Here is a 13,356-nt window from a genome sequence, read left to right as displayed (position 1 = left end):
TGCTCTGTTATTCTCGCGTCCATGAAAAAAAATCTCCCTCTCAGCCTGATTGCCGCCCTTGGTGAAAACCGGGTGATCGGCGTCGACAATTCCATGCCCTGGCATTTGCCGGGGGATTTCAAATATTTCAAGGCCACGACCCTTGGCAAGCCGATCATCATGGGGCGCAAGACCTGGGATTCGCTGGGGCGGCCGCTGCCTGGCCGGTTGAATCTGGTGGTCAGTCGTCAGGCTGACTTGCAGCTCGAAGGCGCTGAAGTCTTTCCTTCCCTGGAAGCCGCCGTGGTGCGTGCCGAGCAATGGGCGCAGGAAAAGGGCGTCGATGAAGTGATGCTGATTGGCGGGGCGCAGCTTTATGCGCAAGGCCTGCCTGATGCCGACCGTCTTTACCTCACCCGAGTGGCGCTGAGCCCTGAAGGCGATGCCTGGTTTCCGGAGTTCGATGCCGCCGAATGGGCGCTGGTGTCCGAGAATCCGATCCCGGCGCAGGATGACAAGCCTGCCTACAGTTTTGAGGTTTGGGAGCGGCGGTAAACCGGTTTTCGCGAATGAATCCATTCGCGAAGCCACCCAATATGTCGCAATCAAATCCTCGTGTCGCGAACTATCCATGACATGGCGCCGTCAGAACACGCGGGGTCGCTGACGCACGTTAATAGTCACATCATTTTGTTACGGTCGACCCTATACATTTCAAAGGGGAAACCACTGATGAAGTTCGCGCCAAAACTGCTTGCCGCCGCGTTGTGCCTGGGTCTTGCCAGTCAGGCTTTCGCCACCGATCTGAAACACTGGCCAGAGCCTGCCGCCAAGGCACTGGACACCATGATCGCCGCCAACGCCAACAAGGGTAATTACGCAGTCTTTGACATGGATAACACCAGCTACCGCTTCGATCTCGAAGAGTCGCTGCTGCCGTACATGGAAAACAAGGGCCTTATCACCCGCGAGAAACTGGACCCGTCCCTGAAGCTGATTCCGTTCAAGGACACCGCCGACCACAAGGAAAGCCTGTTCAGTTACTACTACCGCCTTTGCGAACTGGATGACATGGTCTGCTACCCATGGGTGGCGCAAGTGTTCTCGGGCTTCACGCTCAAGGAACTGAAAGGTTACGTCGACGAGTTGATGGCATCGGGCAAGCCGGTTCCGGCGACTTATTACGAAGGTGATGTGGTCAAGAAGCTCGATGTCGAGCCGCCACGGATCTTCACCGGTCAGAAAGAACTGTTCAACAAGCTGATGGAAAACGGTATCGAGGTCTATGTCATGACCGCCGCTTCCGAAGAACTGGTGCGCATGGTCGCTTCCGATCCCAAGTACGGCTACAACGTCAAACCGCAGAACGTCATTGGCGTGACCATGCTGCTCAAGGACAGGAAGACCGGCGAGCTGACCACTGCCCGCAAACAGATCACCGCTGGCAAATATGACGAGAAAGGCAATCTGGACCTGGAGTTGACGCCTTACCTATGGACGCCGGCCACCTGGATGGCAGGCAAGCAGGCGGCCATCCTGACCTACATCGACCAGTGGAAGAAACCCGTTCTGGTTGCTGGCGATACGCCAACCAGTGACGGCTACATGTTGTTCCATGGCGTGGACGTCAATAAAGGCGGTGTACACCTGTGGGTCAACCGCAAAGACAAGTACATGAAGCAGATGGAAGGCATGATCAAAAGCAACGCCGAAGCTCAGGCCAGGGAAGGATTGCCGGTGACTGCCGACAAGAACTGGGTGATCGTCAAGCCGGAGGAGATTCAGTAAGGGGAAACGTAGCTATAAGCTGCAAGCCATAAGCCGCAAGCTTTTGACTTGCAGCTTTTGACTTGTAGCTTGCAGCTTTTATGGCACCAACTTGTCCAGCAGTGCCTTGTCACGTACAGCGCCCTTGTCGGCGCTGGTCGCCAGCAGGGCGTAGGCCTTGAGGGCGGTGGTCACTTTGCGTGGGCGCACTTCTACCGGCTTCCAGCCTTTCTTGTCCTGTTCCGCACGGCGCGTGGCCAGCTCTTCATCGCTGAGCAGCAGGTTGATCGAACGGTTCGGGATGTCGATCAGTACTTTATCGCCATCGCGTACCAGACCGATTGCACCACCCGCAGCGGCTTCCGGCGAAGCATGGCCGATGGAGAGGCCTGAGGTGCCACCCGAGAAACGACCGTCGGTCAGCAGGGCGCAGGCTTTGCCCAGGCCTTTGGATTTCAGGTACGAAGTCGGGTACAGCATTTCCTGCATGCCCGGACCGCCTTTCGGCCCTTCGTAACGGATGATCACGATGTCGCCAGCTTTCACTTCGTCAGCGAGGATGCCGCGTACGGCGCTGTCCTGGCTCTCGAAGATCTTGGCGTTGCCCTCGAAGACATGGATCGACTCGTCCACGCCTGCGGTTTTAACCACGCAGCCGTCCAGAGCGATGTTGCCGTACAGTACGGCCAGGCCACCTTCCTGGGAGTAGGCGTGCTCGACACTGCGGATGCAGCCGTTTTCACGGTCGTCGTCCAGGCTCGGCCAGCGGGTTGACTGGCTGAAAGCCGTTTGCGTCGGGATGCCTGCCGGGCCTGCCTTGAAGAAGGTATGCACGGCTTCATCGTCAGTCTGGGTGATGTCCCATTTGGCGATGCCTTCGGCCAGGGTCTTGCTGTGTACGGTCGGCAGGTCGATATGCAGCAGACCGCCACGGGCCAGTGAACCGAGGATGCTGAAGATACCGCCCGCACGGTGGACGTCTTCCATGTGGTACTTCTGGATGTTCGGCGCAACCTTGCACAGTTGCGGAACCTTGCGCGACAGGCGGTCGATATCGCGCAGGTCGAAGGCGACTTCGGCTTCCTGGGCGGCAGCCAGCAAATGCAGGATGGTGTTGGTGGAACCGCCCATGGCGATGTCCAGGGTCATGGCGTTCTCGAACGCCTTGAAGCTGGCGATATTGCGTGGCAGAACCGACTCATCGTTGTTGCCGTAATACTGTTTGCACAGCTCGACGATGGTACGACCGGCTGTCAGGAACAGTTGCTCGCGGTCGCTGTGGGTCGCCAGCGTCGAACCGTTACCCGGCAATGCCAGGCCCAGTGCTTCGGTCAGGCAGTTCATCGAGTTGGCGGTGAACATGCCCGAGCACGAACCGCATGTCGGACAGGCGCTGCGCTCGTACTCGGCGACTTTTTCGTCGCTGGCGGTGGAGTCGGCCGCGATTACCATCGCATCCACCAGATCCAGACCATGGCTGGCCAGTTTGGTCTTGCCGGCTTCCATCGGCCCGCCGGAAACGAAGATCACCGGAATATTGAGGCGCAACGACGCCATCAGCATGCCGGGGGTGATCTTGTCGCAGTTGGAGATACAGACGATGGCGTCGGCGCAGTGGGCGTTGACCATGTACTCCACGGAGTCGGCGATGATCTCGCGGCTCGGCAGCGAATACAGCATGCCGTCGTGACCCATGGCGATACCGTCATCCACGGCGATGGTATTGAATTCCTTCGCCACGCCGCCTGCGCGTTCCACTTCCCGGGCTACCAGCTGGCCCATGTCCTTGAGGTGGACATGCCCTGGTACGAACTGGGTGAACGAGTTGGCGATGGCGATGATCGGTTTCTTGAAATCTTCGTCCTTCATGCCCGTGGCGCGCCACAAGGCACGTGCGCCGGCCATGTTGCGGCCGTGGGTGGACGTTTTCGAGCGGTAATCAGGCATTGGAGCACTCCGGCAAAACAGGCTAATCAGTAAGGGGAGTGAGCTTCTATTGACGCTACACGCAAACGGCAGTGACCGGACGCAGCGAAGAAACCGAACGCCACGGGATCGCCGTGCACTCGGCCTGAGCTCATAAACCCGCCGGGGGATGACTGGCGATGAATAGGGTCGATTCTACACGGGTCGACAGGCTTGCGGACACATCTTGAACAGCTAATCGGGGGGAGACTTCACTAACCTGCTTTGTACTCATCAGGGACGAGGTGCGGTGTGTCTGGCGTCAATCATGGAGCTGATTTGCGAAAAGGGCGGTACTCAGAAACCGGACGTATTTATTTGCTGACATCCGTCGTTCATGAGCGTCGTCAAATATTCGATGACTGGCGAGCAGGGCGCTTGCTAGTGGATGAGTTCCGAAAGGCTCAGCAAGAGGGAAGAGCGCATTCGCTGGCTTGGGTTGTAATGCCAGACCACTTTCATTGGCTGGTCGAGTTGCAGTCAGGCAGTCTGGGGCTATTGATGCGTCGTGTGAAATCGGGAAGTTCACGAGCTGTAATGGCGGCAGTTGGCGCTGATTCACAGGTATGGCAAAAGGGGTATCACGACAGGGCTGTCAGGCGAGAAGAGGATCTGCGGAGTATTGCGAGGTATATCGTTGCTAATCCGTTGAGGGCTGGTTTGGTGAACCGGGTGGGTGATTATCCGCTTTGGGATGCGGTTTGGTTGTAATCCATCGCGGGCAAGCGCGCTCCTACTGTAGGAGTGCGCTTGCCCGCGACAGGGTCGAAGGTCAGCTATTAGGCAACAACCGGCAGGTAATGCTCTTGATGTAGCGGGTTTCGGCGATTGCCGGGTGTACCGGATGGTCCGGGCCCTGGGCGCCGCGTTCCAGCAACTGGATGTTGCGGTCCAGGTGGCGGGCGCTGGTCAGGAGGATGTTTTGCAGATCGTCCTCCGGCAGGTGCATCGAGCACGAGGCGCTGACCAGGATGCCGTCCTTGCTGAGCAGGCGCATGGCCTGTTCGTTCAGGCGACGGTAGGCGCCTTCGCCGTTTTTCAGGTCTTTCTTGCGTTTGATGAAAGCGGGCGGGTCGGCCACGATCACGTCGAAGCGTTCTTCGCCGGCTTTCAGCTCTTTCAGTGCTTCAAACACGTCGCCTTCGATACAGGTGACCTTTTCGGCGAAGCCGTTCAGTGCTGCGTTGCGCTCCACGCCGTCAAGGGCAAAGCCCGAGGCGTCGACGCAGGTGACTTCGCTGGCGCCAAAGGCACCTGCCTGAATACCCCAGCCGCCGATGTAGCTGTACAGGTCGAGTACGCGCTTGCCTTTGACGTAAGGTGCCAGGCGTGCGCGGTTCATGCGGTGGTCATAGAACCAGCCGGTCTTCTGGCCGTTGAGCACCGGAGCTTCGAACTTCACGCCGTTTTCTTCCAGCGCAACCCATTCAGGCACGACACCGAATGCGGTTTCGACGTAGCGGGTCAGGCCTTCCGCATCGCGTGCAGCCGAGTCGTTCTTGAACAGGATACCGCTTGGCTTGAGCACCTGGATCAGGGCGGCCAGCACGTCTTCCTTGTGGTTTTCCATGGTGGCGGAAGCCAGTTGCACCACCAGAATGTCACCGAAACGGTCGACGACCAGGCCCGGCAGCAAGTCCGAGTCCCCGTAAACCAGGCGATAGAACGGCTTGTCGAACAGGCGGTCACGTAATGACAGTGCAACGTTCAGGCGATGTACCAGCAGCGACTTGTCCAGCGGCAGCTTGATGTCGCGCGACAGCAGGCGTGCGCAAATCAGGTTGTTCGGGCTCATGGCGACGATGCCCAATGGCTTGCCGCCAGCGGCTTCGAGCAGCGCCTGATCACCTGCCGCAAAACCGTTCAGTGGGGTGGCGGCTACATCGATTTCATTGCTGTAGACCCACAGGTGACCGGCGCGCAGGCGACGGTCGGCGTTGGCTTTGAGGCGCAAGCTAGGCAGGGACATGACGTCGCTCCGGAAAAAAGAGCGGGATTATAGCCTGTGATTGGGCTGCCGGAGGATCATCCCGTCAATTAACCGGATCAATCGATGTGAATCATGAAAGTTGGCTAAAGTCATAGCCTTGTGCCCAAGTGTTGGTGGACCGATTCTCATTAAGCGGGCAAAATCTTTATATGGCCTTGAGTAAGCACCTATGTCCGAAGAGTTGACCCCCGAGCAGATCCAGCAAGCCCTTCAGGGTATCAGCGTACCTCCGCAGCCCCAGATCATGGTGGATCTGCAAATGGAGCAGTACATGCCTGATCCTGATCTGGCGGTGATTGCGCGGTTGATTTCCCAGGATCCGGGACTGTCCGGCGCGCTGCTCAAGATCGTCAACTCTCCGCATTACGGCTTGTCCAACAAGATCGCTTCTATCCAGAAGGCTGTGAATCTGCTGGGCAGCCGCACCGTCATCAACCTGATCAACGCGCAGTCGATCAAGGGCGAGATGAGCGACGAAACCATCGTGACGCTCAACCGCTTCTGGGACAGCGCCCAGGACGTTGCAATCACCAGTCTGACGTTGGCCAAGCGAATCGGCTCGCAAACGGTGGATGAATCCTACGCGCTGGGCTTGTTCCATGATTGCGGGATTCCGCTGATGCTCAAGCGTTTCCCGGATTACATGCCGGTGCTGGAAGAGTCCTACGCCAAGGCCGGTCCCGATTGCCGGGTTGTGGACACCGAAAACAGCAGGTTCGACACCAACCATGCCGTTGTCGGCTATTTCACTGCAAAGTCCTGGCGTTTGCCGGAACATGTCTGCAATGCCATCGCCAATCACCACAATGCCCTGGCAATCTTCGAGGATGATACGAGCCGCAATGCCGCGCTCAAGAATCTTCTGGCGCCCTTGAAAATGGCCGAGCATATCTGTGAGTCCTGCCGGGTGCTGGGCAATCAGGACGAAGACCACGAGTGGAACAGCATTGGCCATCTTGTGCTGGATTATGTCGGCTTGTCCGAATACGACTTTGAATACCTCAAGGAAAGCATCCGTGAGCTGGGCGCGAATTGATCACGCCCGCCGTCTGCTTTTCTCTTTTGCCCCACCGAGTTATCCATGCCTGAATTACCTGAAGTCGAAACCACGCGCCGAGGCATTGCCCCTCACCTTGAAGGGCAGCGCGTCAGCCGCGTGATCGTGCGGGATCGACGTTTGCGCTGGCCCATTCCCGAAGACCTCGATGTACGCCTTTCCGGGCAGCGGATCGTGGAGGTCGGGCGGCGAGCCAAATATCTCTTGATCCAGGCTGAAGCCGGGACGCTTATCAGTCATCTGGGCATGTCTGGCAATCTGCGGCTGGTCGAAGCCGGGTTGCCGGCGCTCAAGCATGAGCATGTGGATATCGAGCTGGAGTCAGGGCTGGCGTTGCGCTACACCGATCCGCGTCGCTTTGGCGCAATGCTCTGGAGCCTGGAGCCCCACACTCATGAACTTCTGATCCGTCTGGGGCCGGAGCCGCTGACGGATCTGTTCGATGGTGAGCGTCTTTATGAGCGTTCCCGAGGCAAGTCGATAGCCGTGAAGCCTTTCATCATGGATAACGCGGTGGTGGTCGGGGTGGGCAATATCTACGCGACCGAAGCGCTCTTCGCCGCCGGTATCGATCCGCGCCGCGAGGCCAAGGGTATTTCCCGCGCGCGTTATCTGAAGCTGGCCATCGAGATCAAACGCATCCTGGCCCATGCCATCGAGCGAGGCGGTACGACCTTGCGCGATTTCATCGGTGGTGACGGCAAGCCGGGCTATTTCCAGCAGGAGCTTTTTGTCTACGGGCGTGGTGAGCAGCCGTGCAAGGTGTGTGGCACGACCTTGCGTGAGATCAAGCTGGGCCAGCGGGCGAGCGTTTATTGTCCCAAGTGCCAGACTTGATCGGGTAGTCCGGTGCAATACTTGAAATACTGCGCCGCTTGCTTAAGCCCCAGTGCTGTTTATAGTTATCAGCACTCCAATCTGCGACACCTGAAGGACCAAGCCATGCGCCCGTTTCGTATTATCGCCGCCACTCTGACCCTGTTGATCGGGTTACAGGCTTTACCTGCCGTGGCTGCCGATCTGCCTCCGGGCAGTGGTGATCCGGCCTACGAGATCCAGACCCCACCCGCTTTCGCCATGATCGGTGACCTGATCATCGCCCGCCCATTGCTGATTGCCGCGACCATCATCGGTACTGGTCTGTTCGTGATCGCTGCACCTTTTGCTGCCGCTGGCGGCAACCTGGGCGCAACCGGCAAGGCGCTGGTGGTCGATCCGGGCAAGGCCGCATTCGTCAGGTGCCTGGGTTGCACCGGCGATGGTTATGGCAAGCGGGAGTGATGCAGAGCGCTTCGTTCACCGGCGGATAAAGGCTATGCCTTGCCGGTGATGAGGCGGTATTTGGTCATCAGCTCGTCTTTGCTTTCGACGCGATTTTCGTCCAGCGGGATGCAATCCACCGGGCAGACCTGTTGGCATTGCGGCTCATCGTAATGACCGACGCATTCTGTACACAGGTTCGGGTTGATCACGTAGATCTCCTCTCCCTGCGAAATAGCCTCGTTCGGGCATTCGGGTTCGCAGACGTCGCAGTTGATGCAATCGTCAGTGATGATAAGGGACATGAAGCACTCCAGCCGCGGGTCGTACCGGGGCGTATGAAAACCAATGCGGCGAATTGTGCCGCATTAGCGCTTTCGATGCACCTCGGCGTTACGAGCGTTTGAAGCGATCGGTCAGTGCCTGGGCCACGGCCGGGTGTACGAACTTGTTGATATCGCCGCCAAGTGCCGCGATTTCACGGACCAGCGTCGATGAAATGAACGAATAACGTTCCGACGGAGTGAGAAACAGGCTCTCGACGTCCGGTGCCAGTTGTCGGTTCATGTTGGCCAGCTGGAATTCATACTCGAAATCCGAAACCGCCCGCAGGCCGCGCAGAAAGACATTGGCGTTCTGCTCCTTGGCGAATTGGGCAAGCAAGGTCGAAAAGCCTACGACTTCGACGTTGGGCAGGTGTTTGGTGACCTCTCGTGCCAGCTCTACACGTTGTTCCAGAGGGAACAGCGGGTTTTTCTTCGGGCTGGCAGCAACGGCAATGACCACTTGGTCGAACAGGCGCGAGGCGCGTTCGACCAGATCGCCGTGGCCCTTGGTTATAGGGTCGAAGGTTCCTGGGTACAACACTCGGTTCATCGCGTCGTCCTGGTCGGAGTCCGGTTGGGGACTCGGATGTTATCGCAGCCGCCCCGGTGGGCCAAGTCGAGGTGTAGCAGGCAATGGTCTTATTGTGCCGATTATCGGCGATTTTTTATCAGGCTGATGGCATCTCTGTGCCCGGATGCATGGCCATATTCAGCGCAGGAACACTTTATAGACCAGTCTTTGAATAGCTTTACCGTACGGCGGGTAAATTAAACGCGCGGCATTGAAACGTTGCTTGATGAACACGCCTTTGGCCTGGCTGAAGGTCAGAAAACCTTCCCGCCCGTGGTAATGCCCCATGCCTGAAGGGCCTATGCCTCCGAATGGCAAGTCATCCTGAGCCGCATGCATCAGCGTATCGTTCAGGCATACGCCACCGGAGTGGGTCTGTTCCAGCACTCGTTGCTGCTCGGTCCTGTTGTAGCCGAAGTAATAGAGCGCCAGTGGGCGAGGGCGTTGATTGATGTAGGCGAAGGCTTCATCAATATGCTTGTAGGGCACGATGGGCAGCAGCGGCCCGAAGATCTCATCCTGCATGACCAGCATGTCATCGCTGACGTTGAGCAAAAGGCTGAACGGCATACGCTGGGCCTGGCCCTGATCGTATAGGGCAATGACCTGCGCGCCCTTGCCCGCGGCGTCGTCCAGGTAGTGATTCAGCCGCGCCAGTTGTCGCTGATTGATGATCGCCGTGTAATCCGGGTTGTCAGCCAGTGTCGGGTAAAAACCCTGAACCGCTTGCCTGTAGGCGTCGACAAACCCTTGCACACGATCCTGCGGTACCAGCACGTAATCCGGCGCGATACAGGTTTGCCCGGCATTGAGGGTCTTGCCGAATGCAATACGCTCGGCGGCATCCTTGAGCGGGACGTCATGGGACACAATTGCGGGCGACTTGCCGCCCAGCTCCAGAGTGACGGGTGTGAGGTTCTCGGCAGCAGCGCGCATGACATGCTTGCCGATGCTGGTCGCGCCGGTGAATAACAGGTGATCGAACGGCAGGCGGGAGAACGCCATGCCGACCTCGGCTTCGCCCAGCACCACCGCAATCAGGTCTTCCGGGAAGACTCGGGCGAACAGGCGCTTGAGCAGTTCGCCCGTCGCAGGTGTGGACTCGCTGAGCTTGAGCATCACCCGATTGCCAGCGGCCAGAGCACCAATCAACGGGCCTATGGCCAGGAACAGCGGATAATTCCAGGGCACGATAACCCCGATCACCCCCAAAGGCTGATAAACCACTCTGGCCGAGGCCGGCTGAAAGGCCAGGCCGACGCGACGGCGTGAAGGTTTCATCCAGCGTTTGAGCTGTTTACGCGCATCCCGAATCCCCAGCAGGCTTGGCAGCAGCTCGGCCAGCAGGGTTTCGTCGGCGCTGCGATGACTGAAATCACTGCTGATAGCGTCGATCAGTGCCTGACGATGGTCGCTGAGCAGTTCTCCCAGGCTTTTGAGCCACTGGGAGCGTTGCGCTGCCGAGGGCATCGGGTTGGCTGCGAACGCCTGACGCTGCAGAGCGAACGTGTTCTCCAGTTCGCTGGAAGAATGCGGGGCGTCAGGCATGTGATGCGTTCCTTGCTGGGATTTTTTGAGTGTTTTAGAGCTGTTGCTCTATAAAGTCAAATGGCTCGTGTCCCTCTGTCTTCAAGGTTTCATGCACATCACTGCATCTATGCCGACCGCTTGCGCTAACATTCGATACCAACATACCCGAGGGATCGAGCTGAGTATGGCTCCACGTATCAAAACCCGTGAACGTATCGTGCAGGTCAGTCTGGAGCTGTTCAATCAGCAGGGTGAGCGTAGCGTAAGTACCAATCACATTGCCGCGCACATGGAAATTTCGCCGGGCAATCTCTATTACCACTTCCCCAACAAGCAGGCGATCATCGCCTCGCTGTTCAGCGAGTACGAAGCGCTGGTGGATAGCTTTCTGTTTCCTCCCAAGGGGCGCGAGCCAACAGTCCAGGACAAGCGTGATTACCTGCTGGCGATACTCGACGGTATGTGGCGTTACCGTTTTCTGCATCGCGACCTTGAGCACCTGCTGGCTTGCGACCCTGAAATGGCGACCCGCTATCGGCGTTTTTCCCAGCGTTGCCTGGCTCAGGCCATGGCGATTTACAGTGCTTTCGTCGAGGCCGGTGTCCTGAATATGGACAAGGTGCAGGTCGAGTCGCTGACCCTCAATACCTGGATCATCCTGACATCCTGGGTACGTTTTCTGTGTACCTCGCGGGAAAATTCCACGCACTTGAATGAAGATGCCATTCGACGTGGCGTCTATCAGGTGCTTATGCTGGAGTCCGGCTATATCAGCGCCAAGGCCCGCGACGAGTTCAGTGTCTTGTGTGAGGCTTTCTACACGCCCCTGCCCAAGGTGCTTGGGGAAAGCGGCTGAGAGCAATCATCAGCAATCCATATTCGGTTTTCTGCCTACAGGAGTGAGTCATGTCCATCGCGCAACTGATCAGCCCTCAGCAATTGGCTGCCCGCCAACGAGAGCCCGGGCTGGTGATCCTCGATTGCCGTTTTGCCCTTGAAGATCCCGATCATGGGCAACGCAGTTACGCTCAAGGCCATATCGACCGGGCGTCTTTTGCGGATCTGGAGCGTGATCTCAGTGGCCCGGTCACCAAGGGCAAGACAGGGCGTCACCCCTTGCCCGACCCTCAAGCCTTGTTGCAGCGTTTCCAGGCATGGGGCATCAACCCGGACAGTGAAATCGTGCTGTATGACGACGGTCCCGGAGCTTTTGCCGCTCGTGCCTGGTGGCTGCTGGCGTGGTTGGGCAAGCGCGATGGTGTTTATCTGCTCGATGGCGGTTTGAAGGCCTGGCATGCGGCGGGTCTGCCGCTGAGCCTTGATTCGCCGGGCAACAAACCGGGTACGTTCACGGGTGAGCCCGATATGTCGCTGCTGCTCAGCGCCAGCCGCTTGCAGGGCCGTCTCGGACGCCAGGAAATGACGTTGATCGATGCTCGCGCCGAAGCCCGCTTTCGTGGCGAAGTCGAACCCATCGACCCGGTTGCGGGCCATATTCCGGGTGCGCAATGCGTCGCCTTCAATGAAAACCTGGGGCCGGACGGGCGCTTCCTGCCAGCCGATCAACTCAAGCAGCGTTTTGCCGAGGCGCTACAGGGCCGCTCTGCGACGGACCTGGTTGCCTATTGCGGTTCGGGTGTGACGGCCTGCCATAACCTGTTCGCCTTGTGCCTGGCGGGTTATCCACTGGGCACTTTGTATGCCGGGTCCTGGAGTGAGTGGATCACCGATCCTGCTCGCGAGGTCGCGACCGGCGCTTGAGATTTCGCGAATGAATCCGCTCGAACCCTGCGCAGGCCAGTCTGCTGGAGTGGATTCATCCGCGAACGGCCTTGTCCCGTTCATAGGCCATCCCCAACCAGAGCGGAATGCGCCGCTCCAGGTAGTAACCGGGATTTTTCAGCGAACCATCGACAAAACCCACATGGCCGCCCCTGGCCTGTAACTCGAACTCCGTGCACGCTGAAAGCTCATCGGGCTCCGGCAGGCTGTGGATAAATACGAACGGGTCGTCGGCCGCCTGGATAATCAGCGTCGGTGTGCGAATCTGCCCCAGAAAATACCGGCTCGACGCCTTGCGATAATAGTCCTCTGCATTGGCGAAACCATGCAGAGGCGCTGTGACCCGGCCATCGAAATCCCAGAACGTGCGCATGTTTTCCAGCGAGCCCAGAGCAGCCAGTTCTGCCAGCCCTTCGCTCATCCCCTCATGCTGGAAGCGTCGTTGCTTGTCCCGGATGTAGGCCAGCATTTCACGCATGAAATGCCGTTGATAGACCTTGGAAAACCCCTGACCGATACGGTTGGCGCATTCATCCAGCCGAAAGGGCACCGAGACCGCCACCGCACCCAGTAACCCGCTCTCTGAACCTGATTCGCCCAGATATTTGAGCAGAACGTTGCCACCCAGCGAATAACCCACGGCATACAGCGGAGCCAGCGGGCGCAAGGCCCGTAGGTGGGCAATGACTTCAGCCAGGTCCTCGCTGGCGCCAGAATGGTAGCTGCGCGACAACAGATTCGGTTCGCCGGAACAGCCACGCCAGTTCAACGCCACACTGGCCCAGCCCTGTGCGGCCAGCGCCTTTTGCAAACCTGCCACATAAGGCGAATTCGAGGACCCGGTCAGCCCGTGCAGGACCAGCACCAATGGCGCATCAGCTTCATGCGGACCATGCCAGTCCATATCGAGAAAATCCCCATCCTCCAGCCACATGCGCTCCCGCGTACGAGCAAGCAATGTCCGCCTGCGCCATAACGGCCCCCACAATGTTTGCAGGTGCGGATTACCCAGACCTGAAGCCGGGACGAAATGATTCGCGAAGGAACTGTGAATAGGGCTGGCTGACACGGTCTTGCTCATCAATGAATGCAGATCCGTAAGTTGCCATTAAGTGATGCGAGATGTAAG

At 58.3% G+C, this 13,356-nt stretch carries 14 protein-coding genes; 8 read left to right on the top strand and 6 right to left on the bottom strand.

Annotated elements, in window-relative coordinates:
• The first annotated feature begins 21 nt into the window (after positions 1-21).
• Together JL015_RS14305 and JL015_RS14300 are read left to right on the top strand one after the other, a co-directional pair.
• Positions 22-534, top strand: a complete 513-nt coding sequence (locus tag JL015_RS14305) for a dihydrofolate reductase (RefSeq protein WP_201018896.1) — start codon at positions 22-24, stop codon at positions 532-534.
• A 177-nt stretch (positions 535-711) separates the two neighbouring features.
• The gene (locus JL015_RS14300; RefSeq protein WP_201018895.1) at positions 712-1,767 is read left to right on the top strand and encodes a haloacid dehalogenase-like hydrolase; all 1,056 of its coding nucleotides are present in this window, start codon (positions 712-714) and stop codon (positions 1,765-1,767) included.
• Positions 1,768-1,845: 78 nt separating this feature from the next.
• On the opposite strand, the gene ilvD is transcribed toward JL015_RS14300, so the two are convergent.
• Positions 1,846-3,693, bottom strand: a complete 1,848-nt coding sequence (ilvD, locus tag JL015_RS14295) for a dihydroxy-acid dehydratase (RefSeq protein ID WP_201018894.1) — start codon at positions 3,691-3,693, stop codon at positions 1,846-1,848.
• Positions 3,694-3,963: 270 nt separating this feature from the next.
• On the opposite strand from ilvD, the gene JL015_RS14290 reads away from it, so the two are divergent.
• Positions 3,964-4,422 carry an REP-associated tyrosine transposase gene (locus JL015_RS14290; RefSeq protein ID WP_201018893.1) on the top strand — a complete coding sequence of 153 codons (459 nt, stop codon included), beginning with the start codon at positions 3,964-3,966 and terminating at the stop codon, positions 4,420-4,422.
• 61 nt (positions 4,423-4,483) lie between these two features.
• Here JL015_RS14290 and JL015_RS14285 read toward each other — a convergent pair whose 3' ends face one another.
• The gene (locus JL015_RS14285) at positions 4,484-5,680 is read right to left on the bottom strand and encodes a class I SAM-dependent rRNA methyltransferase (protein WP_201003911.1); all 1,197 of its coding nucleotides are present in this window, start codon (positions 5,678-5,680) and stop codon (positions 4,484-4,486) included.
• A 190-nt stretch (positions 5,681-5,870) separates the two neighbouring features.
• Here JL015_RS14285 and JL015_RS14280 point away from each other — a divergent pair, with 190 nt between their 5' ends.
• The 3 genes from JL015_RS14280 to JL015_RS14270 all read left to right on the top strand — a co-directional run bounded on the left by JL015_RS14280 (position 5,871) and on the right by JL015_RS14270 (position 8,039).
• Positions 5,871-6,737: an HDOD domain-containing protein gene (locus JL015_RS14280; RefSeq protein ID WP_201018892.1), complete on the top strand. Its 867-nt coding sequence runs from the start codon at positions 5,871-5,873 to the stop codon at positions 6,735-6,737.
• A 45-nt stretch (positions 6,738-6,782) separates the two neighbouring features.
• Positions 6,783-7,595, top strand: coding sequence for a bifunctional DNA-formamidopyrimidine glycosylase/DNA-(apurinic or apyrimidinic site) lyase (mutM, locus tag JL015_RS14275; RefSeq protein WP_201018891.1), 813 nt, complete (start codon positions 6,783-6,785; stop codon positions 7,593-7,595).
• A gap of 105 nt (positions 7,596-7,700) precedes the next feature.
• Positions 7,701-8,039 carry a multidrug transporter gene (locus JL015_RS14270; protein ID WP_201018890.1) on the top strand — a complete coding sequence of 113 codons (339 nt, stop codon included), beginning with the start codon at positions 7,701-7,703 and terminating at the stop codon, positions 8,037-8,039.
• A 32-nt stretch (positions 8,040-8,071) separates the two neighbouring features.
• Here JL015_RS14270 and JL015_RS14265 read toward each other — a convergent pair whose 3' ends face one another.
• The 3 genes from JL015_RS14265 to JL015_RS14255 form a co-directional block, all read right to left on the bottom strand.
• A complete protein-coding gene (locus JL015_RS14265) occupies positions 8,072-8,323 on the bottom strand; it encodes a YfhL family 4Fe-4S dicluster ferredoxin (RefSeq protein ID WP_025258125.1) in 252 nt (83 codons plus the stop codon).
• 88 nt (positions 8,324-8,411) lie between these two features.
• Positions 8,412-8,894: a pantetheine-phosphate adenylyltransferase gene (gene coaD, locus JL015_RS14260; RefSeq protein WP_025258126.1), complete on the bottom strand. Its 483-nt coding sequence runs from the start codon at positions 8,892-8,894 to the stop codon at positions 8,412-8,414.
• A 159-nt stretch (positions 8,895-9,053) separates the two neighbouring features.
• Positions 9,054-10,463, bottom strand: coding sequence for a coniferyl aldehyde dehydrogenase (locus JL015_RS14255; protein WP_201018889.1), 1,410 nt, complete (start codon positions 10,461-10,463; stop codon positions 9,054-9,056).
• Between the two features lie 166 nt (positions 10,464-10,629).
• On the opposite strand from JL015_RS14255, the gene JL015_RS14250 reads away from it, so the two are divergent.
• Complete coding sequence (locus tag JL015_RS14250) at positions 10,630-11,301, top strand: TetR/AcrR family transcriptional regulator (RefSeq protein WP_201018888.1); 672 nt, start codon at positions 10,630-10,632, stop codon at positions 11,299-11,301.
• Between the two features lie 50 nt (positions 11,302-11,351).
• A complete protein-coding gene (locus JL015_RS14245; RefSeq protein ID WP_201018887.1) occupies positions 11,352-12,206 on the top strand; it encodes a sulfurtransferase in 855 nt (284 codons plus the stop codon).
• A 55-nt stretch (positions 12,207-12,261) separates the two neighbouring features.
• On the opposite strand, the gene JL015_RS14240 is transcribed toward JL015_RS14245, so the two are convergent.
• Positions 12,262-13,308 carry a hydrolase gene (locus tag JL015_RS14240; RefSeq protein ID WP_201018886.1) on the bottom strand — a complete coding sequence of 349 codons (1,047 nt, stop codon included), beginning with the start codon at positions 13,306-13,308 and terminating at the stop codon, positions 12,262-12,264.
• Positions 13,309-13,356 lie beyond the last annotated feature (48 nt).

The organism is Pseudomonas cichorii (genome assembly GCF_015471405.1).
Classification (GTDB): Bacteria; Pseudomonadota; Gammaproteobacteria; order Pseudomonadales; family Pseudomonadaceae; genus Aquipseudomonas; species Aquipseudomonas serbiensis.
This window is presented reverse-complemented; position numbering and strand designations above follow the sequence as displayed.